This window comes from Aestuariivivens sediminicola (assembly GCF_022662015.1).
GTDB lineage: Bacteria > Bacteroidota > Bacteroidia > Flavobacteriales > Flavobacteriaceae > Aestuariivivens > Aestuariivivens sediminicola.
Genome location: NZ_JAKMCM010000004.1, coordinates 126,954 through 152,133 on the forward strand (window position 1 = coordinate 126,954; position 25,180 = coordinate 152,133).

At 38.6% G+C, this 25,180-nt stretch carries 22 protein-coding genes and 1 other RNA gene; 12 read left to right on the forward strand and 11 right to left on the reverse strand.

Annotation, left to right across the window (positions count from 1 at the left end; genetic code table 11):
• The first annotated feature begins 134 nt into the window (after positions 1 to 134).
• From MR041_RS10490 to MR041_RS10505, 4 genes are all read left to right on the forward strand, one after another.
• On the forward strand, positions 135 to 2,684 hold the full coding sequence (locus MR041_RS10490) for an ATP-dependent Clp protease ATP-binding subunit (protein WP_242093676.1): 2,550 nt from the start codon (positions 135 to 137) through the stop codon (positions 2,682 to 2,684).
• A gap of 116 nt (positions 2,685 to 2,800) precedes the next feature.
• The gene (locus MR041_RS10495) at positions 2,801 to 3,364 is read left to right on the forward strand and encodes an RNA polymerase sigma factor (protein WP_242093678.1); all 564 of its coding nucleotides are present in this window, start codon (positions 2,801 to 2,803) and stop codon (positions 3,362 to 3,364) included.
• Between the two features lie 19 nt (positions 3,365 to 3,383).
• Complete coding sequence (locus MR041_RS10500) at positions 3,384 to 3,944, forward strand: hypothetical protein (protein WP_242093680.1); 561 nt, start codon at positions 3,384 to 3,386, stop codon at positions 3,942 to 3,944.
• 35 nt (positions 3,945 to 3,979) lie between these two features.
• Positions 3,980 to 5,068 carry a DUF4097 family beta strand repeat-containing protein gene (locus MR041_RS10505; RefSeq protein ID WP_242093682.1) on the forward strand — a complete coding sequence of 363 codons (1,089 nt, stop codon included), beginning with the start codon at positions 3,980 to 3,982 and terminating at the stop codon, positions 5,066 to 5,068.
• Between the two features lie 64 nt (positions 5,069 to 5,132).
• Here MR041_RS10505 and MR041_RS10510 read toward each other — a convergent pair whose 3' ends face one another.
• Both MR041_RS10510 and MR041_RS10515 read right to left on the reverse strand, forming a co-directional pair.
• A complete protein-coding gene (locus MR041_RS10510; protein ID WP_242093684.1) occupies positions 5,133 to 6,434 on the reverse strand; it encodes an MFS transporter in 1,302 nt (433 codons plus the stop codon).
• A 151-nt stretch (positions 6,435 to 6,585) separates the two neighbouring features.
• Positions 6,586 to 7,401, reverse strand: a complete 816-nt coding sequence (locus tag MR041_RS10515; RefSeq protein ID WP_242093686.1) for a M48 family metallopeptidase — start codon at positions 7,399 to 7,401, stop codon at positions 6,586 to 6,588.
• 218 nt (positions 7,402 to 7,619) lie between these two features.
• Between MR041_RS10515 and msrB the strand changes: the two genes are divergently transcribed.
• From msrB to MR041_RS10530, 3 genes are all read left to right on the forward strand, one after another.
• A complete protein-coding gene (gene msrB / locus MR041_RS10520) occupies positions 7,620 to 8,099 on the forward strand; it encodes a peptide-methionine (R)-S-oxide reductase MsrB (RefSeq protein WP_242093688.1) in 480 nt (159 codons plus the stop codon).
• A gap of 160 nt (positions 8,100 to 8,259) precedes the next feature.
• Entirely contained in the window at positions 8,260 to 10,425 is a 2,166-nt protein-coding gene (locus MR041_RS10525; protein ID WP_242093690.1) for a prolyl oligopeptidase family serine peptidase, read from the forward strand.
• A 104-nt stretch (positions 10,426 to 10,529) separates the two neighbouring features.
• A complete protein-coding gene (locus tag MR041_RS10530; RefSeq protein ID WP_242093692.1) occupies positions 10,530 to 11,081 on the forward strand; it encodes a DUF1572 family protein in 552 nt (183 codons plus the stop codon).
• A gap of 52 nt (positions 11,082 to 11,133) precedes the next feature.
• On the opposite strand, the gene MR041_RS10535 is transcribed toward MR041_RS10530, so the two are convergent.
• Both MR041_RS10535 and MR041_RS10540 read right to left on the reverse strand, forming a co-directional pair.
• The gene (locus MR041_RS10535; protein WP_242093694.1) at positions 11,134 to 12,063 is read right to left on the reverse strand and encodes a nuclear transport factor 2 family protein; all 930 of its coding nucleotides are present in this window, start codon (positions 12,061 to 12,063) and stop codon (positions 11,134 to 11,136) included.
• 90 nt (positions 12,064 to 12,153) lie between these two features.
• On the reverse strand, positions 12,154 to 13,443 hold the full coding sequence (locus tag MR041_RS10540) for an NAD(P)/FAD-dependent oxidoreductase (protein WP_242093696.1): 1,290 nt from the start codon (positions 13,441 to 13,443) through the stop codon (positions 12,154 to 12,156).
• 106 nt (positions 13,444 to 13,549) lie between these two features.
• On the opposite strand from MR041_RS10540, the gene lpdA reads away from it, so the two are divergent.
• Positions 13,550 to 14,926, forward strand: coding sequence for a dihydrolipoyl dehydrogenase (gene lpdA / locus MR041_RS10545; RefSeq protein ID WP_242093698.1), 1,377 nt, complete (start codon positions 13,550 to 13,552; stop codon positions 14,924 to 14,926).
• Between the two features lie 77 nt (positions 14,927 to 15,003).
• On the opposite strand, the gene aroQ is transcribed toward lpdA, so the two are convergent.
• Complete coding sequence (gene aroQ / locus MR041_RS10550) at positions 15,004 to 15,423, reverse strand: type II 3-dehydroquinate dehydratase (RefSeq protein ID WP_242093700.1); 420 nt, start codon at positions 15,421 to 15,423, stop codon at positions 15,004 to 15,006.
• Between the two features lie 20 nt (positions 15,424 to 15,443).
• A complete protein-coding gene (locus MR041_RS10555; protein ID WP_242093702.1) occupies positions 15,444 to 16,328 on the reverse strand; it encodes a hypothetical protein in 885 nt (294 codons plus the stop codon).
• 86 nt (positions 16,329 to 16,414) lie between these two features.
• Between MR041_RS10555 and MR041_RS10560 the strand changes: the two genes are divergently transcribed.
• A complete protein-coding gene (locus MR041_RS10560; RefSeq protein ID WP_242093704.1) occupies positions 16,415 to 16,705 on the forward strand; it encodes a TM2 domain-containing protein in 291 nt (96 codons plus the stop codon).
• A gap of 82 nt (positions 16,706 to 16,787) precedes the next feature.
• Here MR041_RS10560 and MR041_RS10565 read toward each other — a convergent pair whose 3' ends face one another.
• Complete coding sequence (locus MR041_RS10565; protein WP_242093705.1) at positions 16,788 to 17,333, reverse strand: hypothetical protein; 546 nt, start codon at positions 17,331 to 17,333, stop codon at positions 16,788 to 16,790.
• A gap of 141 nt (positions 17,334 to 17,474) precedes the next feature.
• Here MR041_RS10565 and xerD point away from each other — a divergent pair, with 141 nt between their 5' ends.
• A complete protein-coding gene (gene xerD, locus MR041_RS10570; protein WP_242093707.1) occupies positions 17,475 to 18,371 on the forward strand; it encodes a site-specific tyrosine recombinase XerD in 897 nt (298 codons plus the stop codon).
• A gap of 38 nt (positions 18,372 to 18,409) precedes the next feature.
• On the opposite strand, the gene rny is transcribed toward xerD, so the two are convergent.
• The 4 genes from rny to MR041_RS10590 form a co-directional block, all read right to left on the reverse strand.
• Entirely contained in the window at positions 18,410 to 19,984 is a 1,575-nt protein-coding gene (gene rny, locus MR041_RS10575) for a ribonuclease Y (protein ID WP_242093709.1), read from the reverse strand.
• A gap of 56 nt (positions 19,985 to 20,040) precedes the next feature.
• Positions 20,041 to 20,167, reverse strand: a non-coding RNA gene (gene ssrS / locus MR041_RS10580) — 6S RNA.
• A gap of 40 nt (positions 20,168 to 20,207) precedes the next feature.
• A complete protein-coding gene (locus MR041_RS10585; RefSeq protein ID WP_242093711.1) occupies positions 20,208 to 20,516 on the reverse strand; it encodes a cell division protein ZapA in 309 nt (102 codons plus the stop codon).
• Positions 20,517 to 20,532: 16 nt separating this feature from the next.
• Positions 20,533 to 20,823, reverse strand: coding sequence for a hypothetical protein (locus MR041_RS10590; protein ID WP_242093713.1), 291 nt, complete (start codon positions 20,821 to 20,823; stop codon positions 20,533 to 20,535).
• Positions 20,824 to 21,001: 178 nt separating this feature from the next.
• On the opposite strand from MR041_RS10590, the gene MR041_RS10595 reads away from it, so the two are divergent.
• Positions 21,002 to 22,687 carry a M23 family metallopeptidase gene (locus MR041_RS10595; RefSeq protein ID WP_242093715.1) on the forward strand — a complete coding sequence of 562 codons (1,686 nt, stop codon included), beginning with the start codon at positions 21,002 to 21,004 and terminating at the stop codon, positions 22,685 to 22,687.
• 60 nt (positions 22,688 to 22,747) lie between these two features.
• Positions 22,748 to 25,174 carry a carboxypeptidase-like regulatory domain-containing protein gene (locus tag MR041_RS10600; RefSeq protein ID WP_242094074.1) on the forward strand — a complete coding sequence of 809 codons (2,427 nt, stop codon included), beginning with the start codon at positions 22,748 to 22,750 and terminating at the stop codon, positions 25,172 to 25,174.
• Positions 25,175 to 25,180: the final 6 nt, after the last annotated feature.

Here is a 25,180-nt window from a genome sequence, read left to right on the forward strand (position 1 = left end):
GGTTTTTCGGTTAATAAGTATCTGCCAAAATACTTTGATTTTTTAAAGATTTTTTCGTCAATTAGCAATTTAAGGTACAGTTTTTGACTTTAGTAAACTATTATTAGTATTTTTAATGCAGAAAGGAGACCATTATGGACGATAATTTTTCACCCAGAGTAAAAGATGTCATTGCATTTAGCAAGGAAGAAGCGCTTAGGCTGGGTCATGATTTTATTGGTACCGAACATTTAATGCTTGGACTTTTAAGAGATGGCAATGGCAAGGCCATAAATATTCTTAACGCTTTGAATATAGATCTTAATCACCTGAGACGTAAGGTTGAAATTTTAAGCCCTGCTAATCCAAACATCTCATCTACTTCTAATGAGAAAAAGAATTTACATTTAACAAGACAGGCAGAACGTGCTTTAAAAACGACCTTTTTGGAAGCTAAACTATTTCAAAGTACCTCAATTAATACCGCACATCTGCTGTTGTGCATCTTGAGAAATGAGAATGACCCAACTACCAAACTTTTGAATAAATTGAAAGTGGATTACGACAACGTTAAAGAACAATTCAAACTTATGATTACAAACGATAGCGATTACATAGAACCAAAATCGGAATCATTTCAAGATGATGATACCAATACGGATGATGATGGATCTAAGGAAAATATATTTAATTCGCCTACCAGTAAGTCCAGTAAGAAATCGAAAACCCCTGTTCTGGACAATTTTGGACGCGATTTAACCGCTTTAGCCGAAGAAGGCAAGTTAGACCCTGTTGTAGGTCGAGAAAAGGAAATAGAGCGCGTCTCACAAATATTGAGCAGACGCAAAAAGAATAATCCCCTACTCATTGGAGAACCAGGTGTTGGTAAATCAGCCATTGCAGAGGGACTGGCTTTGCGCATCACCAAAAGAAAGGTATCTCGAATTCTATTCAATAAACGTGTTGTTACCTTGGATTTGGCAAGTTTAGTTGCGGGCACAAAATATCGCGGACAATTTGAAGAGCGTATGAAGGCGGTCATGAACGAGCTTGAGAAAAATGATGATGTGATTTTATTCATTGATGAAATCCACACTATTGTTGGTGCTGGTGGTGCCACAGGAAGTTTAGATGCTTCCAATATGTTCAAACCCGCACTGGCACGTGGTGAAATTCAATGTATAGGTGCGACCACATTAGATGAATACAGGCAGTATATTGAGAAGGATGGCGCTTTAGAAAGACGTTTTCAAAAAGTTATTATTCAGCCTACCACCGTTGAAGAAACAATCGAAATACTCAACAATATCAAGGGAAGGTATGAAGAACATCATAATGTTGATTTTACCCCGGAAGCCATTGAGGCCTGCGTAAAATTGACAAACCGATATATGACTGAACGCTTTTTACCCGACAAGGCTATTGACGCATTGGATGAAGCGGGTTCCCGGGTACACATTACCAATATCCAAGTTCCAAAGCAAATCCTCGAATTGGAAAAGAAATTGGAAGAAGTAAGAGAAACCAAGAACTCAGTTGTTAGAAAACAAAAATATGAGGAAGCTGCAAAGCTGAGAGATGATGAAAAGCGTCTTGAGAAGGAATTGTCGACAGCTCAGGAAAAATGGGAGGAAGAAACCAAACAACACCGGGAAATTGTAACCGAAGACAATGTAGCCGATGTGGTCTCAATGATGACAGGTATACCGGTGAATAGAATTGCTCAAACAGAGATTAACAAGCTCGCGCAACTACCCGATCTTATCAAAGGTAAGGTTATTGGTCAGGATGAGGCCGTAGCTAAAGTGGTCAAGGCGATTCAGCGTAACCGGGCAGGTCTAAAAGACCCCAATAAACCGATTGGTTCATTCATATTCTTAGGTCAGACAGGTGTGGGTAAAACCCAGTTGGCCAAAGTGCTGTCAAGAGAATTATTCGACAGTGAGGATGCACTTGTTCGAATTGACATGAGTGAGTATATGGAAAAGTTCGCCATATCCAGATTAATCGGAGCACCTCCTGGGTATGTAGGTTATGAAGAAGGCGGTCAATTAACGGAAAAAGTGAGACGCAAACCCTATGCTGTCATTTTATTGGATGAAATTGAAAAGGCGCATCCGGATGTTTTTAATATGCTTTTGCAGGTTTTGGATGATGGCTATTTAACGGACAGCCTTGGTAGAAAAATAGACTTCAGAAATACAATCATCATAATGACCTCCAATATTGGGGCAAGAAAATTGAAGGATTTTGGTACCGGTATTGGATTTGGTACATCGGCGCAGAAAGCTCAGGAAGATGCCAATGCAAGAAGTATTATTGAAAATGCCTTGAAGAAATCATTTGCACCTGAATTTTTAAACCGGATTGATGATGTGGTCGTGTTCAATACCCTGGAGAAAGAAGATATCAATAAAATTATTGATATTGAACTTCAAAAACTATTGGCTCGAATCAAGGGATTAGGTTATAATCTGACTTTAACCAAGAGTGCGAAGGACTTTATTGCTGAAAAAGGATTCGATAAACAATATGGGGCAAGACCATTAAAACGGGCTATTCAAAAATATGTCGAAGATGCCCTGGCAGAAGAAATTGTGGCTTCACATCTTCAAGAGGGAGACAGCATTAAAATAGACTTGGATAAAAAATCAAATGAGTTGAAAATATCTATTGAAAAGGCGGAAAAGCCCACAGAATCTTAAATTACCGATCATTTCTTTACAACTATATCCTACTTTCTATCAGATAGTAGGATTTTTTTTTGAAAAACTGTAACAATAGAAAAATTTAATCATCCTTAAAGAAACGATTTGTTTAGTTGAAATCGACCCAATTAAATACTGAAGCACTCGTTGAACTCTGTAAATCTGGAGACCGGGCTGCGCAATTAGAATTATATAGGAGATATTACAAAGTGATGTACAATGCTTCATTTCGAATCGTTAAAAACAGCGATGATGCTGAAGATATTATGCAAGATGCATTTCTTATGGCTTTTACCAAACTCAATACACTAAACAACAACACTGTTTTCGGATCATGGTTAAAGCGCATCGTAATTAATAATAGCTTCCAGCATTTTAATAAGAATAAAAAAAACATTCGCGTACCTATAGAGGATGCTTTAAATGAAACGAAAGAAACAACCAACGTTACAGATATTGGCGAGGAGAATTCAGATCTCCAAGTGAGGCAGGTATTGAAGACGATACATACGCTAAAGGACAATTATCGGATTGCTTTGACCTTAAATCTAATTGATGGATATGATTATGAAGAGATCAGTGAGATCATGGGTATGTCCTATGGGAATTGCCGGACAACCATATCTAGAGCTAAGGAACGTCTGAGACAAAAGCTAAAGAAGGTAATGACCTATTAACCTAATAACAAAGCGTAAAATGGCATTAGAAGAACTATTTAAAAATTTAGAAGAAGGGTTTGACATAATGGAGCCTGAAACAGGTCATGAACGTCGTTTTCTTAAAAAGTTGAATAGGCAAAATAAAGGGACCGTAATACAATTAAAACGAACGCGAAATGGAAGAAGGTCTCTGAGTATATCGATCGCGGCTTCCATTGCCTTACTCCTGGCCTTAGCAGTACATTTTTCGCAGCTCCCCGATACAGGTGAATTGGCTGATGTGTCGCCGGAAATGGCCGAAACGCAGGCCTTTTTTATGATGACGCTCAACGAAGAAATGAATAACCTGAAAGCCGAACAACGGCCGGAATTTGAAAAGTTGATTCAGGATGCATTCCGTCAGATTGCGATATTGGAAACATCCTATGACAGCTTAAAAGTGGATTTATTGGAAAGCGGAGATGACCATCGCGTCATTTATGCCATGATTTCCAATTTTCAAAAACGTCTGGATATTTTAAAACAAACCATCGATCACATAGAAACCATAAAATCAATCAATGAAACTATAGCGGAGGAAGATCGATCCTTCACATAAACATTATGTATTAAATCAATTAAAAATCAGAACAGATGAAACAATTACAGCTTACAACCATTATGACCTATTTATTGCTTCCCCTTTTTATTTCTGCGACAACCTCGGAAATAAAAGATAAGCATACCAAGACAAAAACCATCAGCAAGGAATTTGCCGTGAATGCCGATGCCACAATGAAAATTGATAACAGTTACGGCAATATTGACATTGTTACCTGGCAGGAAAATAGGATTGCATTTGAAATTACCATAACCACCTCAGGTAAAAATGAGGAAAAAGTGATTGAGAAATTAAATCAAATTGATGTTGTATTTACATCCGCAAAAGATCTTGTGACCGCTGAAACTAAATTTAATAAAAAAGGATCAAAGTCCTGGTGGAATCGGGGTGACAAGAATAAAGTGAATATGAAAATCAACTATGTGGTCAAAATGCCCATTACCAATCATGTGACACTTAAAAATAATTATGGAAATATCAACCTGGATAAATTGGAAGGTAAAGCAGTACTGAAGTGCGATTACGGTAAAATTACGACTAAGGAATTATTGGCGGACGATAATATCTTAAAATTTGATTATAGCAATGGCTGTTATTTTGAGTATGTCAAAAGCGCTAGTATCAATGCCAATTATAGTGAATTTACGATTTCGAAAGCTCAAAAATTAGCTATCAATGCAGATTATACGAATTCAAAAATTGAGGTTGCCGAGGATGTCGATTTCAAATGCAACTATGGGAATATGACTATTGACAGTGCGAATAACATAACCGGAAATGGGGACTATGTCACCATGCACTTCGGTGATATTTACAAAAACGTCACACTCAAGTCAGACTATGGATCCATTAAAATTAACAGGATGAATGACACGGCAGGGAATGTAACCATTCAATCGGATTACACCGGTATAGATTTAGGATATGCTCCTAATTATAATTTCAGGTTTAATTTGAACATGAACTATGCCTCTTTAAAGAATAATGATGAATTAACGATTACCCGGGAAACAAAAAATTCCCGAAAATTAAACTATGAAGGCTATCGCGGTAATGCGTCATCAGCAAATAGGATTACCATCGATACGAATTATGGGAATGTAAAACTATTTGAAAATTAAATTGCGCATCAAATTCCGAACAGTTATTATAAAACCACTCTCGAGTATAAAAGGGTGGTTTTTTTCATGTTTCGATATGATTCTTTGGTACCCTGAACAATAATAGGATACCCACAAAAAAGAAAACAACTAAAAACAAGATGGCATTCCTCATACTTCCCGTAAATTGATCTATGGCTCCATAAATGATCATTCCAATAACAATACCTATTTTCTCGGCAACATCATAAAAGCTAAAATAGGATGTCGTGTCTTCCGTAGGAGGCAAAAACTTAGAGTAGGTGGATCTTGCTAGTGATTGGATGCCTCCCATAACCAGACCCACAATACCGGCCGCGATATAGAAGTCCATCGGGGTAAACATATAAAAAGCATAGACACACAGGATCATCCAAATGACATTTACGCCAATAAGTGTTGGAATGTTTCCAAATGTCTTTGAGGCAAATGACGTTAGTGTAGCACCAACCACGGCCACCAATTGTATGACCAGGATACTTACTATCAGGCCCGATGTCTTTTCAGCATTGTCGCTCCATGCAATTTCCTCTTCACCAAAATATACAGCGACGAGCATGATGGTCTGAACGGCCATACTAAAAACGAAAAAGGCGTATAAATAACGTTTCAGTCTCAGGTTTTCCTTTAATTCCCTCCAAACGGATTGTAGTTCCCTGAAACCATTAAGTAAAATGGTCCGTGTTATTTTATGGCGCTCAGAAACCCCTTTGGGTAACCAATAAAAGGTATATTGACTGAACAGGGCCCACCATATACCTACAGTAACAAATGAAATTCGCATCATTTGCATTTTTGCTTCCCCGTCCTCCTGGCTCATCACCATGCCTAAATTTATGAGCAGTAAAATCACACTTCCGATATAACCCATAGAAAAGCCCTTGGCACTTATACTGTCCTGCTGTTCCGAATAAGCAATGTCAGGTAAATAGGAGTTATAAAATACCAAACTTCCCCAGTAGCCGATAAGCCCCATAAAATAAAATAGTAAACTCAGATGAATACGGTCTAGACTAAACCAGTAAAGTCCAATACAACCCGCACTTCCCAAATAGCAAAAAAACTTTAAAAAAGTCTTCTTGTTACCGATATAATCTGCAACACCAGACAGTATTGGTGACATAAACGCCACGACTAAGAATGTGAAAGCCGTAACGAATGTAATTAAGGCCGTACTCTTGAACTCAAAAGCAAAAGCATGAATTTTTTTAACTTCTGAAAGGAATAAAGCTGAATAAAAAATAGGAAAAATGGAAGATGCTATGGTAAGCGTATAGACAGAATTTGCCCAATCATAGAACGCCCATGCGTTCAGTAGTTTTTTGCTTCCTTTTTCCAGTTTTCTCATAAACTAAAAAATTCTATATAAAAATATAACACCTGAAATTCAAAAGTGCTCTTAAGTTTAAATTCGAATAATGAAATGCTTTATATAAAAAAGCTGTCATTATTGACAGCTTCTAAAGTAAACAAATATTTTAATCTAAAGCGCAGAACTATTATCTAAAAGAGGTCACTCCAAATTTTCTTGCCTCGTCTTTGGCCCTGGGCGCCCATTTTGTGAGGTTACTGATACGTGTATCATTCGAGGGATGCGTACTTAAGAATTCCGGTGGGGCCTGACCTCCACTGTTTGCTTTCATACGCTCCCATAAGGCCGCAGCCTCGTCTGGATTATAACCCGCGACGGCCATCAAATAGAGCCCTATTTGATCAGCTTCTGTTTCATGACTTCTACTAAACGGCAGCATAACACCCACTGTCGAACCGACACCATAAGCCTGATTAAATATATTTCTTTTTTCCTCATCCTTTATGGCTACATTTCCCGCCACAGCCCCTATTTGTTGTAACATACCGGCACTCATTCGCTGTTGTCCATGATTGGCCAGGGCATGTGCTACTTCATGACCCATAATAGCTGCCACCCCGGTCTCATTCTTCGCAATAGGCAATATTCCCGTGTAAAACACGATTTTTCCCCCAGGCATACACCATGCATTAACGGTTTTGTCCTCAACCAAATGATACTCCCATTTATAATCTTTCAAATAGCCTTGATGACCATTGGCATTCAGCCAACGCTCTGCTGCAACAGCAATTCGCTGCCCTACCCGCGAAATCATAGCGGCATCTTTGGTACCCTCTACAACCTTATTTTCACTTAAAAACTGATTGTACTGGGCGAAAGATGTCGGGAATAACTGAGAATTCGGTACTAAGGCCATGGTCTTTTTACCTGTAAACGGATTCGTGGCGCAAGACAGGATAAGACCAACTATACCTATAAAGAATACTACTTTTTTAATTTTCATATTGTCAATTTTTATTCAGGTTAAAAATACAAACTATCATTCAATGATCTCACTATAGAACAGCATAAGTTTTTAAAAATTGCCATTTTTATTGAAATTATCCTGATTGATCAAACAAACGTGCTTCTGACATGTTTAAAATATTAAGTATCTTGTTTAAAAAATAAATTGTTAGTTAAAACGACCCTATACGACTTAGGATAAACAAAATCTGTACCATGAAAAATATCACAGTCCTTCTGGCACTTCTACTGGTTGTAAGTTGTAACACCAGTGCGCAAAAGCAAAGTAAAAAAAAGACATTTAAAGTTTCTAAATCAGATAGCGAATGGAAAAACCAGTTATCTGATATGGCGTATTATGTCTTAAGAAAAGGAGGAACAGAACGTGCTTTTTCCAGTGAACTGAATGCTAATTACAAGGACGGTATTTATGTTTGTAGAGCATGTGAAACACCGCTGTTTAAGAGTGAGCATAAATTTAACTCGGGAACAGGATGGCCGAGTTTCGACAGGGAGATAAAAGGTAATGTGGCTTATGCAAGTGGTGATCCAGAAGGTTTTTATGGAATAGAAGAACATTGTGCGACCTGTGGAGGCCATCTGGGCCATATATTCAATGACGGACCGGAACATACGACCGGAAAGCGGCATTGTATTAATGGTGTGGCTCTGAAGTTCATTCCAAAAGAGCAGTAGCCTCCCTGATAATAGTTATTTAGACTCCCCTCTAACCTGAGAAGTTATTTCCTGACGGTTTCATTTTCAAGTCAGTCATTTTTTTGTATCTTCAATTGGTTTTATTACAGTTTGATTTCTAAGTGAATAACACCAATTATTTTATCTAAAACCTTCCCTCATGAAAATACGTTTTTTTCTTTTATTGTTCATCATATCACTGAGTGCCCTGCCACAGGGTACATTGCAACCAGATGTCTTTCCACAGCGTATAGTAACTGATACCTTTTATGGGATACCTCTGGAAGACCCTTACAGGCAATTGGAAAATTTAAATGATCCTAATGTGATTACATGGATGAAAAACAATGCCAATCATGCGAAGACTTTATTGAATAGTATTTCAGGTAAGAAAGCCATATTTAATTACATGAAAGAATTGGTTAACAGACGTGCGGCTGCCATATCGAATGTCAACATAACAGATAACAATACCTATTATTATATCAAGCGGATTCCCGGAGAAGAGATTGGTAGAATGTACAAGCGAAATGGCTATGACGGTGAAGAAGTTCTGTTTTTCGATCCCAATACGTATAAAATTGATGACGGCAAGACCTATACCATTAGTTCAATTGTACCTAATATACAAGGCGATAAAATAGCAGTGAGCGTGGCAGCCAATGGTTCGGAAAATCCGGAACTCCTCATTTTCAATAGCCAAGGTGAACAATTTCCTGAAGTGCTGGAATTGGCAAGAGCTGTATCCTGGCTTAAGGGAGGAGATGCTTTTTATTACAATAAATTCAATTCTTTTGATGTCACTGATGTAGACAGAAAATTATATACTTCTGTTTATTTGCATAAAGTCGGTACAGATCAGTCGTTGGATACAGTCTGTTTTTCCAAGGATGATTATTCGAATACGGGCATTTCCAAACTAGAAATCCCAGTTATTCTATATTCAAAAGAAGTCAATAAAAATGTTCTTTATGCAAGTTCGGTAGATAAAAATATCAAGGCTTATATTGCATCCACTGAGGGTGATTTGGTGCATTGGACGCCTCTTTTAAAAAGAGAGGATAAAGTTACCGGGGTGGCTTTGGATAGCAGCCATGCCTATTATTTAACCTATCATAACGCTCCAAATTTTAAAATTGTAAAAGTGCCTCTGGACAATCCGGAATTTAAAAATGCGCAGACTCTTGTAGCCCATTCCGATTCTGAAATCATCACTAATGTTGTGGTAACCAGAGATGGATTATACTATACTACCGTCGAAAATGGTGTTGAAGCTAAAGTCTATTTCCTTCCTTATGGAAAAGAATCACCTATTCAGTTAGAACTGCCATTTACTGCAGGTCAAGCCGGTATTTCAAGCAAAGGACATGCCTTTAGTGAGGTTTGGATAACAATTTCAGGATGGACCTCACCGAATAAAAGATTTCTCTATGATCCGAAACAAAATACCTTCACACATCAACCACTTTCTACTCCAGTAGCCTATCCAGAATTAGACAACCTCATTGCCAAAGAAGTTTTAGTAAAGTCACATGATGGTGTTATGGTACCCGTGTCTATTGTGCATAACAAGGATATTGAAATGAATGGACAAAATCCCTCCGTTCTCTACAGTTATGGGGCCTATGGGAATTCTACCGGACCGTTTTTTAGTCCCATCATTTTGGCGTTTACCATGTATAATGGTATTTTGGTGGTTCCCCATGTGCGTGGTGGAGGTGAACTTGGAGATGCATGGCATAAGGCTGGACAAAAATTAAATAAACCCAATACATGGAAAGATGCTATAGCCACTGCCGAATATCTGATTAATGAGGGCTATACCAATCCCAAAAAAATGTCCATTTTTGGGGGAAGTGCCGGTGGTATCCTAGTTGGTAGAGCTATCACGGAGCGACCTGATTTATTTGTTGCAGGGGCACCAATGGTTGGCGCTATGAATACTGTGAGAATGGAAGAAACACCAAACGGACCTGTAAACACACCTGAGTTTGGAACCGTGAAAAATCCGGAAGAATTTAAGGGTTTATTGGAAATGGATTCCTATCATCATTTAAAGCCCGGTACCGATTATCCGGCTATGCTCATAACTGCAGGTATGAATGATCCTCGTGTTATTGCATGGCAACCAGCTAAATTCGCTGCAAAAATGCAACACGACAATTCCGGTGATTCACCAATTCTCTTTCTGACCAATTTTGAGGGGGGCCATGGTGGTAGAACGACCTTAACTCAGACCCTGGACGAATTTTCCAATCTATTCGCCTTCTTATATTGGCAGTCTGGTCATCCGGAATTTAAATTAAATAAACCGATAAAAGATTGAATCTTGTGAAACCATTGGTTCACTGAAATTAAAATTAGTGATCATAATAGTTTCACCTCAAAGATCTATTTTTTTAAAAGAGGTGTGTATACCTTGATAATTTTATGGAAAGCTATCTTTCAAGTGTCATAAAACAATTTCAATATTATAAGCAGTTAGGCGATAAAACCTTTGAGCAACTCAGTTTTGAAGACCTCCAGAATGACATTTCGAAAGATGCCAATTCCATTGCGATTATAACAAAACACCTGGCTGGGAATATGTTGAGCAGATGGACCAATTTTCTCAGTGAAGATGGCGAGAAAGACTGGAGACGAAGGGACCTTGAATTTATAGACACCTACACGTCCAGGGAAGAGCTAGTGATGCATTGGGAAAAAGGTTGGCAGTGTTTATTTGACGCCATCGCATCTTTACATGTTACCGATTTAAATAAAATCATTTATATACGGAACCAGGGACATACGGTATTAGAGGCTATTAATCGCCAATTGGCCCATTACGCTTATCATGTTGGACAAATTGTATTTCTCGGGAAAGTTTTAAGAGGCGCGGATTGGCAGTCACTGTCGATTCCCAAGGGAGGTTCAACAACCTATAATGATGAAAAATTTAGTAAAGAAAAAAAACGTCAGCACTTTACGGATGATTTATAAAACAAAAAACCTTCAAAATTATTTTTGAAGGTTTTTTATTAAATCTCTTTTATTACTTAGCCATCATCGCTTGAGCCGTATAATATCCAGCTTCCCGGGTAATCTTACCTTCATCATTGAAATCATGGATTAGCATTACTGGAATGTTAAGTTTTTTCCCATCTGATTTTCTCTTCACTCTGAAATCCCACCAGGATTGAACCACTTTGGCATTTCTAATTTCATATTCTAAATAATCCGGATATCCTCTTACATCAATACTTTCTATATCCCAAGTTTCTAACATATTTGAAAAAGCTTCTTTTTCTTCGCTAACAGAATTAGATTCACCTCTAGGCATATCTAAGTTCGTGAATTCTGCATCTTCTGTAAAATAACTAAATGCTTTATCCACATCTCCGAACTCTAAGGCGGCGACCATTCTCCTTACTGTATTGATATTAGGATGTTCATTGTAAATGGTACCATTTGTTCTCGTGGCATAGGCATCCCATATGTCTCTTCCTACAGGATAATTATAATAAATAGCCAAATCAATTTTACCTTCGTCATTTAGTCGGTATAAATTATGCACCGGCATTTCTACTTTAACACCAGTGGCATCATGTACTCCTTTTAGGTAGTCCCAGGTCTGTACCCAGGTTCTTCCGTCTTTGTATTCTATGGCATCGGGATAAGCTTCACCATGCCTGGTTAGACTCCTGTAGACCGTCCATTTGCTCCGGTTCTCTACCCATTTTAAAAAATCTTCCTTGTTTGTTCCTTCAGCATTTTTATTTCTCGTAGTACCGCTGTACGACATGAAATCATCCGCCAAATAGGAAGCCACTGTCTCTACATCTCCTTTAATGTCAGCTTGCTGCATGGCTTCAACGGCCACGATAGCAGGATGCTCCTTATAAACAGTACCATTTTTTTCTTTTTTTTGGGGATACATTACAGCTACTGTAAGTAGCATGATTGCTAAAGCATGTTTTCTCATATTGAATAAAATTTAATTAGTTAGTTTCTAAATGTAATCAAAAAATACAGTTAAATCATATTTTTAATAATTAATTTAAAGAAGCTATCTTCACTGCTTTAGTTTTGATCGCTTTTTAAAGGGCCTGATAATTAATCGTGCTTCTCTATCGAAGCGTACATAATTATACACCCAATTCACAAAGACGACCATACGGTTTCTAAAACCAATTAGAAAGAACAAATGAACAAACATCCAGACATACCATGCAAATACGCCCTGAAATTTAAAGCGTTTAAGGTCTACAACAGCCTTATTTCTGCCAATAGTGGCCATAGTTCCTTTATCCTTATATGTAAAGGGTAGCATGGCATCATTCTTTAATAATCGCAAGATATTTTTCCCCAATTGTTCTCCTTGCTGAATAGCAGGCTGCGCCATCATCGGCAATCCTTCGGGGAATTGAGCAGATTGCATACAGGCGATATCACCAATGGCGAAGATATTCTTAAATCCATGCACCTGACTGAATTCATTCACCACCATTCTATGACCACGCGTCATGAACTGCTTAGCATCCAAACCATGTATAGCGGCTCCTTTTACTCCGGCAGCCCAAATTAAGGTGGCTGTTTCAAAAGTTAAATCGGTGTTGGTAACAGCAGTTTTACCATCGTAGTTCGTTACCCTTACATTTTTCCAAATGTTAACGCCTAATTTTTCTAAAAATTTCTCAGCCTTTTCGGAAGCCTGTTCGCTCATCCCCTTCAAGATGCAATCTGCAGATTGCACGATGTGGATTTGAGCCATTCGTGTATCCAGATCGGGATAGTCCTTCGGGAGAATCCCTTTTTTAATTTCCGCCAATGCTCCGGCTAACTCGACACCGGTAGGCCCGCCACCAACAATCACAAAATTCATCAAAGCGTTGCGTTCATGTAAATCAGATGTCAGAAGTGCATCTTCAAAATTCTCAAGAATTAAACTACGTAAATTGAGGGATTGGGGTATGGTTTTCATCGCCATACTGTGCTTCTCGATCTCAATATTTCCAAAATAATTGGTCTTTGAACCTGTTGCTACCACCAAATAATCGAATTTTAGGGTTCCTATATCAGTGATCACAGCATTCTTATCGACATCAACAGATTGAACGTTCGCTAATCTAAAATAAAAGTTGGGAAAATTTTTAAGGATCTTTCTTATGGGATAGGCTATGGAATCCGGTTCCAGACCACCAGTGGAAACTTGATAAAGCAAAGGTTGGAAGGTGTGGTAATTATTTTTATCCAATAAGACGACCTGTACCTCTTGTTTAGATAATTTTTTTGCAAGGGCAATCCCGGCAAAACCGCCACCAATGATTACGATACGCGGATGACTGGTTTTAGGTATGTTCATAAAGAAAAGATTGGTGTACAAAGGTAGTATAAAGATAGAAATTTAGCGTATTCTTAATTCTTTATTCGAATTCGATTTTGTAAATTCGTAGCCTAAAATTTAGCAAATGGGTAAATACGATATTATTGTTCTTGGAAGTGGTCCCGGCGGTTATGTTACGGCTATAAGGGCATCGCAATTAGGATTTAAAACTGCAATTATTGAAAAAGAAAATCTTGGAGGGGTCTGTTTAAATTGGGGATGTATTCCCACAAAAGCCTTGTTAAAATCTGCTCAGGTTTTTGAATATCTAAAACATGCTGAGGATTATGGTTTGAAGGTAAAAGACGCCGAACACGATTTCGGGGCAGTAGTAAAACGGAGTCGTGGAGTTGCCGAAGGTATGAGTAAAGGCGTTCAGTTTTTAATGAAGAAGAACAAAATCGACGTTATCGATGGTTTTGGAAAATTAAAACCGGGTAAGAAGATCGACGTTGATGGCACAGAATACAGTGCAGATCATATTATAATCGCTACCGGAGCACGTTCAAGAGAATTACCAAGTTTACCCCAGGATGGTAAAAAAGTTATCGGATACAGGGAAGCCATGAGCTTAGACAAACAACCTGAGAAGATGATTGTGGTAGGTTCAGGGGCCATTGGTGTAGAATTTGCCTATTTCTATAATTCCATGGGTACCGAAGTAACCATTGTAGAATATTTACCAAATGTTGTTCCCGTTGAAGATGAAGATGTATCCAAACAGCTGGAACGTTCGTTTAAGAAGAACGGTATAAAGATTTTGACCTCTGCCGAGGTGACCTCAGTTGATACTTCAGGTAAGGGCGTTACTGCTACAGTAAAGACCTCAAAAGGGGAAGAAACCCTCGAGGCCGATATTATTTTAAGCGCTGTTGGTATCAAGACCAATATTGAGAACATCGGGTTGGAAGATGTTGGTATTGTTGTGGATAGGGATAAGATTTTAGTCAATGATTTTTATCAAACGAATATTCCGGGTTATTATGCTATTGGTGATGTAACTCCCGGTCAGGCTTTGGCCCATGTCGCATCCGCCGAAGGTATTCTTTGCGTTGAGAAGATTGCAGGTCAGCATGTGGAACCCATAGATTATGGAAATATTCCTGGCTGCACCTATTGCTCCCCGGAAATTGCAAGTGTAGGCCTTACAGAGAAGCAGGCCAAAGAGAAGGGCTTTGATATAAAAGTCGGTAAATTCCCGTTTTCCGCATCGGGTAAAGCCAGTGCAGGAGGGAATAAAGAAGGGTTCGTCAAAGTTATTTTCGATGCCAAATACGGTGAATGGTTAGGTTGCCATATGATTGGTGCCGGCGTTACTGATATGATCGCAGAAGCGGTTTTAGGCAGAAAACTCGAAACTACGGGCCATGAAGTTTTAAAAGCAGTGCATCCGCACCCCACCATGAGTGAAGCAGTTATGGAAGCGGTTGCCGCCGCCTATGATGAAGTCATTCATATTTAAAATATAAGATTGAAGCAGATCATATAACGAAAAAGTTCCGTTTTCATGGAACTTTTTTATGTTTTAGATGGATGTGTTTATTCCAAAAAGCTTTGAATGGCCAACTCATAGCTCTGTAAACCAAAACCCAGAATAACCCCTCTGGCATTTGGCGAAACGTAGGACTGATGTCTAAACTCTTCCCGACCAAAGGTGTTGGAGATGTGCACTTCTACTACAGGGGTATCAATGGCCTTAATGGCATCCCCTATTCCAACAGAGGTATGGGTATAGGCCGCTGCGTTAAGAATGATACCATCATAACTAAATCCAACTTCCTGTAATTTATCAATAATCTCTCCTTCGATATTCGATTGAAAATAATCTATGGATGCCGTTATGTATTTGCCTTTAATTTTTTCCAAAAATTCGGTAAAGGTGAGACTGCCATATATGTTGGGTTCTCTTTTACCAAGCAGATTCAAGTTAGGTCCGTTGATGATGATTAGGTTTTTCATACCGTAAATATATTTAAAAATTAATTCCTAACTTTTAAAATATCTATTTGGGTTTTTTCTCCTGCCTTTAAATTAGAAAGTGCCTGTATATTATTATGGCTATCTTTAATTTCTACAATTACAGTATTAGGGGCTATGGTTCCCTCGTTAACGGCCTCAATGGTAATGGATGTTGTATCGTCACTCACATCAAGAACTATGGATCGTTTCTCCTTCTTTGCCTCATAATTTTTGAGTAAAGTCTTAGAGTTCGCAGAGACCGTAATTTTATCCCCGTCTTCTTTTCCCCCATCATAAATAATGAGATGCACCTGGCTGCTTTTGGAAAATACACTTAAGGTTTGTTCTTTCCTCAAAATATTCATATTCAAAGAATCCATCATTTTTAATGGTTTAAATCTCTGTTTAATACTATCGGGAACTTTCTTCATTCTATTTATTTTTTTCGTCACCCTTGTCATTCGGGACTCAATAATGTCCACAGAACTAATAAACAACTCACCGTCAATGCATCTTGTATTATCCGAAAACAAACCAATAAACTTTACCTTCGCATCCTTTGTTCTGCCCAATGTAAAATTCTTTAGTGTGGTATTGATGTAGCAAAATTCATAATCAGGTTCTAAGGGCGTCTTGGTATAAACCGTCTGTGTTTCTCTAAAGCTCAATTCTTTATTTATGTCGTCATATTCTCCAAAAACAGTTGATTTAGTTTCATAGGTCCCTCCTATATCTGATATTGAAAAGCCACTAATGGCCCCATTGTTTTCTTTTAAATGGAGTCTGTAGGTTATTGTTAATGTGTCGTTTAATACAATTCCTCCCATGTATTCATATTCTTTTTGGGCAAACACATGACCGGTAATTAATGAACAAAAAAAATACAGCAAGATTTGACTGTTCATAATTTGTTTTTTTATAAATTTAGACAAACATAAATTAATTAATTATGAAAACTAAATTATTATTGACCTAGTTAGTCACTTTATTCATGTTTAGTGCCAGTTATGCTTCCTTTCCTGTGAAAAGGACGGTCACCACAGCAACACATACGGAGTTAACCACCTCTGAAACTGAGGTTGTTGAGCCAGTCGCTGTTCAAGCGCCGAGAGACAAATGGGTTGGTGTCGCCTTGTGGTTCTTTTTGGGATGGCCATTTGCCGCCCATAGATGGTATTACAACAAGCCGGTTGGATGGAACATTTTGTTTATCGTGACCATAGGTGGTTTAGGCATTTGGGCAATAGTTGATTTAATAAATATTCTGACGGATAATTTCTAAAGGTGCGTTTAGAAAGTATTTGAATTAAAAGACAAAAAACCGAAGACATTGTGCTTCGGTTTTTTTTTGTGTTGAAAGATAATTAAAAGTATAGTGCAAAACCTATACGGAATTCAAAAATGCCTTCATCCGAAAAATCTTCATTTAGGGAAACATTATATCTCAGGCCAGGTTCAATACTAACGTGTTCAGTAATAAACCACGCGTATCCGCCTTGAAGACCCAACCATAATGGATTTTCATCTGAACCTTCCCATGAAGCGCCTGTGATATCGACCTGAAATGGGATCACACCGGTTAAATAGTATTTGACTCCAAGTTTATAAGAAGTCATACTTTCACCAGCAAGATCTGAATAACCGAGACCAAATTTAATAGCCAAATCATCTACGATGAAATAACCGGCCTCAGCTCCGATAGACCAAATAGTTTCGCCATCTACAGACGACAGACCAAAGCCCGTGTTTGCAGAATGTCCAACAAGCCCCATAATACCACCACCAAAACCAGTATTAGCTTCAATGAGCCATTTCCCTTGTGTTGTAGATGTACTTGAATCGTCTTCCTGCCCATTTACATGATGAAATGTAAAAAGTAATAATGCGATAAAAAGAACTAAGTTTTTCATAATGTGTAGTGTTAATTAAAAAAATATTTTTATTTCGGTAATGCTAGAGATTAATGTCCAGACACACAATGATGAATATCAGTTTCGTAAGACGAGCAATCCCATTACAAGGCATTTATTTATTTATATTACTTTTATGTTATGAAATGGGAACATGCCCTTAAGGACTATCAATTATACCTTAGGATTGAACGCGGTCTATCCGATAATTCCATCGCTGGTTATTCTCGTGATATTAAAAAGCTGATGGACTATCTGGAGGCTCATAACATAAGTGTCTCCCCCATTTCCATAGAAACCGACACCATACAGGTATTTATCTATCAGGCTGCCAAAAGTTTAAATGCCCGTTCTCAGGCCCGATTGATTTCAGGGCTAAGAGGGTTCTTTACATATTTGGTCTTTGAAGATTACCGAACCTCTAATCCTTTAGAACTTATTGAATCCCCTAAAATTGGGCGAAAATTACCGGATACACTTGAAGAGGAAGAGATCGATGCGTTAATCGCGGCCATAGATTTAAGTAAACCCGAAGGGGAACGCAATCGCGCCATCCTGGAGACTTTATACGGATGTGGTTTACGTGTTAGCGAATTAACCAATTTGAAGATCTCGGATTTATTTTTCGATGAAGGTTTTATTAAAGTCACCGGTAAGGGTGATAAACAACGCTTTGTACCCATCGTTCCTGCGACCCAAAAATATATTACTATTTATATGAATGAAATACGATCTCATATGACTATTCAATCAGGACATGAGGATACCTTATTCTTAAATCGCCGCGGGAAACAGCTCACTCGCGCCATGATCTTCACCATCATCAGGCAACTGGCAGAAAAAATCGGATTGAAAAAACAGATTTCGCCTCATACGTTTCGACATTCATTTGCCACACATTTGCTTAAGAACGAAGCCGATCTCAGGTCCATCCAGCTCATGCTGGGTCATGAAAGCATCACCACAACTGAAATTTATGTCCATTTGGATAAGAGCCATCTGGCTAAAGTAATACGACAATATCATCCGAGAGGATAATCCCTTTAAACAGAATTAGCCATGAAATTACAAAGCCATTATTTGGCAATATTCACAGCTCGAGTTTCTCTTATGACCGTTATTTTAACCTGACCGGGATAGGTCATATCCGTTTGAATCTTTTGTGAAATATTAAAGGACAGTTCTGCGGCTTTTTGATCGTCTACCTTTTCACTTTCAACAATCACACGCAATTCGCGTCCGGCCTGAATGGCATAAGCCTTCTTGACACCCTGAAAACCGAAGGCGATATCTTCCAAATCCTTTAAGCGCTGTATGTAACTGTCCAGTACCTGGCGTCGTGCTCCTGGTCGTGCACCGGAAATGGCATCACATACCTGAACAATAGGAGCCAAAAGCGATTTCATTTCTATTTCATCATGGTGTGCACCTATGGCATTGCAAACCTCTGTTTTCTCTCCATATTTTTCGGCCCATTGCATACCTAGAATGGCATGCGGTGTCTCCATATCGGTTTCAGCATCAGGCACCTTGCCTATATCGTGTAACAGCCCCGCGCGTTTCGCTAATTTTGGGTTGAGACCCAATTCAGCGGCCATAACGCCACATAGCTTGGCTACCTCACGTGAGTGCTGTAAAAGGTTTTGACCATAGGAGGAACGGTATTTCATTCTTCCTACCATTTTAATCAGTTCAGGATTTAAATTATGAATTCCCAGATCGATCACCGTTCTTTTACCCACTTCTATAATCTCCTGATCGATTTGCTTCTGTGTTTTCTTCACTATTTCTTCGATACGAGCCGGGTGAATGCGCCCGTCGGTCACTAATTTATGCAATGACAATCGGGCCACCTCTCTGCGTACCGAATCAAAACATGACAAAATTATAGCCTCCGGGGTATCATCAACAATAATCTCAACGCCTGTCGCAGATTCGAGCGCGCGGATGTTCCGCCCTTCACGACCAATAATTCTACCCTTGACATCATCGGATTCTATATTAAAAACAGATACACAGTTATCTACAGCTTCCTCTGTTCCTATACGCTGAATCGTATTGATTATTACTTTTTTAGCATCCTGTTCCGCTGTTAATTTGGCTTCTTCCAAAGCACTCTGGATATAGGCCATGGCATCGTTTTTTGCCTCACCCTTTAAGGATTCAATTAACTGGGCTTTGGCATCTTCAGCAGAAAGGCTCGATATCACTTCCAGTTGCTCTACCTGACTCTTATGCAATTTATCTAATTCCTGTTGCCTTTTCTCCAGTAATTCGTGCATATGCTCATAATCACTAATTTTAGTTTCAACTTGAGCATTTAATTTTTTGTTTTTCGCGAGCTCACTCGATACCTGGGATTCTTTATCTCGTGTCCGTTTTTCAGCCTCGGCCATTTTCTTGTCACGAGCCAAAATTACTTTTTCGTGTTCTGCTTTCAGTTCAATGAACTTTTCTTTGGCTTGAAGAATTTTATCCTTTTTTATCGCTTCGCCCTCAGTACGGGCCTCTTTTAATATAGATGAGGCACTTCTTTTGGCGTCTTTAATCAATTTGGAGGCATTGCCTTTTTCTATCATCTTGGCGATAATAAAGCCTAATACAAGACCTATTACGACACCTCCAACAGTTAGTATAATTGTGTTGTCCATTATGTTTAGTTAATTTGAATATATAAAAAAGCCTACACCGGTTTAAAATTTTGTATAAACTCCTTAAAAACAAGTTTAGGGCTACCAAGCTGATCAAGGATCTGTATGGTATTGAATAGCATTCAATACTGCAGCATGCTTTTACAACTTCAACTCACCCTTTTTAAAGAATTAATGTTGAGTTTATCAAAAAAACTAACCAATGTAGGCAGTAACTGTTATTTTATTTTAAAGAACGCTCAGAGACCAAATAAGATTTTAACACATCATCAAGGGCATTTAACCTCTCCTCTAAATGCACACTCACTTGATCTTTATCAATTGACTTCTGCTCCAACTGAGATGCAAATTGCAGTGCACACATTGCCAATACATCTTGCTTATCCCGAACAGAATAACTTCGCTCAAATTGTTGTATCATAGCTTCGATGTTTTTGGCTGCTTTGCGGAGTCCTTCCTCCTGTTGGGCCTCTATAGTCAAAGGGTACACCCTATTCGCTATGGATAGCTTTATTTTAAGCTTTTCTGCCATCTAACATGATACTGCACTATTCCGACAATTGCGCGATACAATGGTCAATATCTCGTATTAGTGCATTTATTTTAAGCTTCGTTTCTCTTTTATTATCGTCACTACCAAGCATTGAATTTGCAAGTTTTAGAGCGTCATACTTTTCTTCACATAGTGCAACTTGCTTTTTTTGGTTTTCAAGTTCTTGTCTGGAAGATGCCAGGGCGTCACTCAAAGATGCATTTTCAAGACGTAATTGCTCCAGTCTGTGTAATACCTTACTAATTTTGTTTTCTAATGAATCAACAATTTCTTCAATATTACCCATTTACATTTTTCAATACTTATCTCACAAAGTTAACATACCTCACCATAAATAACAATTGTTTTTAGATAAAATTTTTCTGGATTAAATAAGATCGCGGTATGCTCCTTGAGATCAATTAATCAGATAAACTTTTGTGCATTCATTTCAAATTAATATTTTAGCTTTAATGCCAATATCTATGAAATTAGTCCTATTTAGTTGTTTCATTTATTCATTTTTCATTCACGCTCAAAGCCAATATCCACAGGATTATTTTAGTAGTCCGCTCGAGATTCCAATAGCGCTTTCAGGGACCTTTGCAGAGTTGAGATCTAATCATTTTCACTCCGGATTGGATATTAAAACACAGCAACGTGTCGGTCTTAAAATTTTAGCGGCTGCCGAAGGTTATGTCAGCCGTATTAAAGTTTCATTCTTTGGCTATGGAAAAGCGCTTTATGTTACCCATCCGAATGGCTATACTACGGTTTATGCACATTTACAAAAATTTGCTCCAGCCATAGAGGCCTATGTGAAAAAAAGACAGTACAGTAAGGAATCTTACCAATTAGAGCTATTCCCCCAGCCTGAAGATCTTGTGATTTCTAAAGGGGAGTTGGTGGCTTACAGTGGAAACAGTGGCGGTTCACTTGCGCCGCATTTACATTTTGAAATTAGGGATAACCAGGAACGCCCCTTAAACCCCATGCTATTTGGTTTTGATGTTAAGGATACGACACCACCATTCGTGTCGGCTGTTTATGCTTACCCGATTGGTGAAGATGCTCACGTTAATCATGCAACGACCAAACAACGACTGCGACTTATTCCTTCACAATATGGCGATTATACCACTGAAAAAATCAATGCTTACGGTAAGATAGGTATTGCTATAGCCACAAATGACAGGCAGGATCATGCACCAAATAAAAATGGTGTGTATAATATCCAAACCTTTTTAAATGGCACTAAATCGTATGAACTTGATTTTAAACAATTTTCATTCGATGAAACCCGACACATTAACCGCCTGATCGATTACAAACACTATAAGGAAAAAAAACAATACCTGCAGAAATTGTTTAATGATACTAATCCTTTAAGTATAATAAAGCCCTATTCAAATGACGGATATATCAGCATTAAGGATAGTACCTCCTATGTGTACAAGATAAAAATAAATGACTTTAAGAACAATCCTTCATGGATCACGCTTGACATTAACGGAATAAGGAATGATTCCCTCGAACCTCCAACGATTCCTGTCACCCCCTATTTTATTGCGTCCAACCAAACTACCGAATTGCGAGAGGGGTCTGTTTCTGTTAACATTTATAAGAATACCTTTTATGATGATGTCTACTTGGATTTTGAAGTACAGGGAGACACCCTCATGTTACACGATGACATTATTCCCCTAAAAAAGAATATGACCTTATCTTTTGATATCAGTCATTATCCTGCACCCATCAGAGACAAATTGTACATTGCAAATCTTGTAGGTCGCAAGAAATACCCGGTATACACATCGACAAAAAGGGAAGGACAAGTGCTGACAGCCAGAACGAAAAAATTAGGTGCCTATACCATAGCCATGGATACGCTATCTCCAACAATACAACCGAGAAACTTTAAGGATAAACAGTGGTTGAGCAATTACCGCTTTTTAAAAATAAGAATTAATGACTCGGAAAGTGGTATATCGAATTACAGGGCTACAGTCAATGGAAAATGGATTTTGATGGAGTACGATTATAAGACCAAAACCTTAACCCATGATTTTAGTGATGGTATTGTTTCAGAAACGAAAAATAATTTAAAACTAATTGTTACGGATAATGTTGGAAATAGTTCTACATTTGAAACACTGTTTTATCGCAAATAAGTTTAGCTTTTGATTAAGAAGTACATACTAAGCACTACTTTGTTATTCCTTTTGGCCGTTATGGGCAATGCGCAGACGGCCACGATCAAAGGGGTCATTCTGGATGATAAAGAAAACCCGATCTCTAATGTCAATATCATCTCAGAGACCGATGGAACACAGACGGATGAGACGGGATTTTACAGCCTTAAAATTCCTTCAAATCAAGATATTACAGTTGAATTTTCGCATATTTCCTTTAAGAAGGTGGTCAGTACGTTTAATTTAAAAAATGGAGAGGAATATGAATTCAACCCTGTTATGAGTGTCGCGGTAGAACAAATTGCCACTGTGATCATCTCCGGAAACAGGCGTCAGAATATAGATGGTGTGACGGTCTTGGAGCCCGAAACGATTCGAAAGATCCCCAGTGCCAATGCGGGTGTTGAAAATTTGTTACTCACCCTACCCGGCGTAAGTAATAACAACGAGTTAAGTACACAATATGCGGTTCGTGGTGGTAATTTTGATGAGAACTTGGTCTATGTCAATGAAATACAAGTCTATCGCCCTTTTTTAATTCGATCCGGACAACAGGAAGGTTTAAGTTTTGTGAATACCGATTTAGTTCAGAATGTGGATTTTTCTTCGGGTGGATTTCAGGCCAAATATGGTGATAAGTTATCCTCTGTTTTGGACATCACCTATAAAACACCATATCAGTTTGAAGTCAATGCAGATCTAAGTCTTTTGGGTGGCAGTCTATCCGTTGAGAACATAAGTAAGGACTCTAAATTTACGAGTGTTATTGGTTTGCGCTACAGGGATAACGCACTTTTGGTGGAAGCAAAAGAAACCGAAACGAACTATGACGCTGCGTTTGCCGATGCCCAAACATTTTTAACCTATAAGTTTACCGATCGGTTTCAGTTGAGCTTTTTGGGTAATGCGTCATTGAACAAATACAATTATGCACCCCAGGCGCGTCAGACCAATTTTGGCACCCTGGCGGATCCCGTGGCCCTGGTTGTTGTTTATGACGGACAGGAGAAAGACCGCTATCAGACCCTGTTCGGGGCATTAAAGGGTACTTTTTTGGTGAATGACAATTTCAATTTAAAACTTATCACCTCTACTTACCATACCACAGAAGAGGAATATTTTGATATTCTGGCCCAATACAATCTCGGGGAGGTCAATACGAATATTGGTGATGATGAACTTGGTGAAGTTGAGTTTACGGAGGGTATTGGAAGTCAGTTAAATCATGGTAGAAATGATCTGGATGCCCTCATATCTACAATTGAGCATAAGGGCGATTTGAAAATTGATGACCACCGTTTCGAATGGTCTGTAAAATATAACAATGAAGACATCAGAGACCGTTTGGTCGAATGGGAGGTTATCGATTCCGCAGGTTTTTCTATAAGGCCTCCGTTTTTACCGGGCAATGAGGAACCCTATGTGCCATTTAATGGTCCTTTAGAACCTTTTCAGAATGTGAGGTCGACCAATAAGGTCAAAATAGACAGGGTACAGGCCTATTTACAATGGAGCAAACGTTCCAACCTCGGAACATCCGAAATATGGTATAATGCAGGTTTACGGCTTCATAATTGGTCCGTCAGGCAAACGGATTCGGGTACTTCGAACGCAGCTGATAAGACGAATCAAATCGTGGTTAGTCCTCGAGCACAAATAGCTCTGAAGCCCAAATGGAAAAAAGACATGCTGTTTCGATTGGCAACGGGATTGTATTATCAACCTCCTTTTTACCGAGAATTACGGGACTCATTAGGTACCGTACAGCCCGGAGTTAAAGCCCAGCGTTCATTTCATCTGGTCTTCGGAAATGATTACAGTTTTAAGATGTGGGACAGGCCATTTAAATTAACGACAGAAGCCTATTATAAAAGTTTAGACGACGTGAATCCCTATACCTTAGAAAATGTGCGTATACGGTATCGGGCTAAAAACAATGCCAAAGCCTATGCATATGGGCTCGATATGCGCTTAAACGGGCAATTTGTGCCTGGAACAGAGTCCTGGTTTAGTTTTGGTTACCTAAAAACGGAAGAAAACATTGATGATCGTGGTTTTATTTCGAGACCTACAGATCAGCGGCTAAAATTTGCAGCCCTGTTCCAGGATTATGTACCGAATATCCCGAGTATGAAGATGTATCTGAACCTCGTTTATAATACAGGTTTACCGGGAGGCTCACCGAGTTATGCCGATCCTTACAATTACCAAACCCGATTACCCGACTATAAACGGGCCGATGTCGGGTTTCAATTTGTTCTGGTTGACGATGAAAAGCAATTTAACAGCGGCTGGAAAAAACCGTTTAAAGCACTCTCTTTTGGCGTCGAAATCTTTAATGTTTTCGATGTTCAGAATTCCATTACCAATACCTGGGTGAGAGATGTATACAGTAAGCGTCAGTTTGCAGTCCCCAATTACCTGACCCCTCGTGTGTTTAACATTCGAACCACAATGAAGTTTTAATAAATC

Excerpts from the sequence above, each read along its gene's own strand:
- MR041_RS10560 (WP_242093704.1), top strand. The coding sequence starts at position 16,415 with ATGTTTAGTGCCAGTTATGCTTCCTTTCCTGTGAAAAGGACGGTCACC.
- MR041_RS10540 (WP_242093696.1), bottom strand. The coding sequence starts at position 13,443 with ATGAACATACCTAAAACCAGTCATCCGCGTATCGTAATCATTGGTGGC.
- MR041_RS10565 (WP_242093705.1), bottom strand. The coding sequence starts at position 17,333 with ATGAAAAACTTAGTTCTTTTTATCGCATTATTACTTTTTACATTTCAT.
- MR041_RS10595 (WP_242093715.1), top strand. The coding sequence starts at position 21,002 with ATGAAATTAGTCCTATTTAGTTGTTTCATTTATTCATTTTTCATTCAC.
- lpdA (WP_242093698.1), top strand. The coding sequence starts at position 13,550 with ATGGGTAAATACGATATTATTGTTCTTGGAAGTGGTCCCGGCGGTTAT.
- rny (WP_242093709.1), bottom strand. The coding sequence starts at position 19,984 with ATGGACAACACAATTATACTAACTGTTGGAGGTGTCGTAATAGGTCTT.
- MR041_RS10505 (WP_242093682.1), top strand. The coding sequence starts at position 3,980 with ATGAAACAATTACAGCTTACAACCATTATGACCTATTTATTGCTTCCC.
- MR041_RS10500 (WP_242093680.1), top strand. The coding sequence starts at position 3,384 with ATGGCATTAGAAGAACTATTTAAAAATTTAGAAGAAGGGTTTGACATA.
- MR041_RS10510 (WP_242093684.1), bottom strand. The coding sequence starts at position 6,434 with ATGAGAAAACTGGAAAAAGGAAGCAAAAAACTACTGAACGCATGGGCG.
- MR041_RS10515 (WP_242093686.1), bottom strand. The coding sequence starts at position 7,401 with ATGAAAATTAAAAAAGTAGTATTCTTTATAGGTATAGTTGGTCTTATC.
- MR041_RS10590 (WP_242093713.1), bottom strand. The coding sequence starts at position 20,823 with ATGGGTAATATTGAAGAAATTGTTGATTCATTAGAAAACAAAATTAGT.
- MR041_RS10530 (WP_242093692.1), top strand. The coding sequence starts at position 10,530 with ATGGAAAGCTATCTTTCAAGTGTCATAAAACAATTTCAATATTATAAG.
- MR041_RS10585 (WP_242093711.1), bottom strand. The coding sequence starts at position 20,516 with ATGGCAGAAAAGCTTAAAATAAAGCTATCCATAGCGAATAGGGTGTAC.
- MR041_RS10600 (WP_242094074.1), top strand. The coding sequence starts at position 22,748 with ATGGGCAATGCGCAGACGGCCACGATCAAAGGGGTCATTCTGGATGAT.
- MR041_RS10555 (WP_242093702.1), bottom strand. The coding sequence starts at position 16,328 with ATGAACAGTCAAATCTTGCTGTATTTTTTTTGTTCATTAATTACCGGT.
- aroQ (WP_242093700.1), bottom strand. The coding sequence starts at position 15,423 with ATGAAAAACCTAATCATCATCAACGGACCTAACTTGAATCTGCTTGGT.
- msrB (WP_242093688.1), top strand. The coding sequence starts at position 7,620 with ATGAAAAATATCACAGTCCTTCTGGCACTTCTACTGGTTGTAAGTTGT.
- MR041_RS10525 (WP_242093690.1), top strand. The coding sequence starts at position 8,260 with ATGAAAATACGTTTTTTTCTTTTATTGTTCATCATATCACTGAGTGCC.
- MR041_RS10490 (WP_242093676.1), top strand. The coding sequence starts at position 135 with ATGGACGATAATTTTTCACCCAGAGTAAAAGATGTCATTGCATTTAGC.
- xerD (WP_242093707.1), top strand. The coding sequence starts at position 17,475 with ATGAAATGGGAACATGCCCTTAAGGACTATCAATTATACCTTAGGATT.
- MR041_RS10535 (WP_242093694.1), bottom strand. The coding sequence starts at position 12,063 with ATGAGAAAACATGCTTTAGCAATCATGCTACTTACAGTAGCTGTAATG.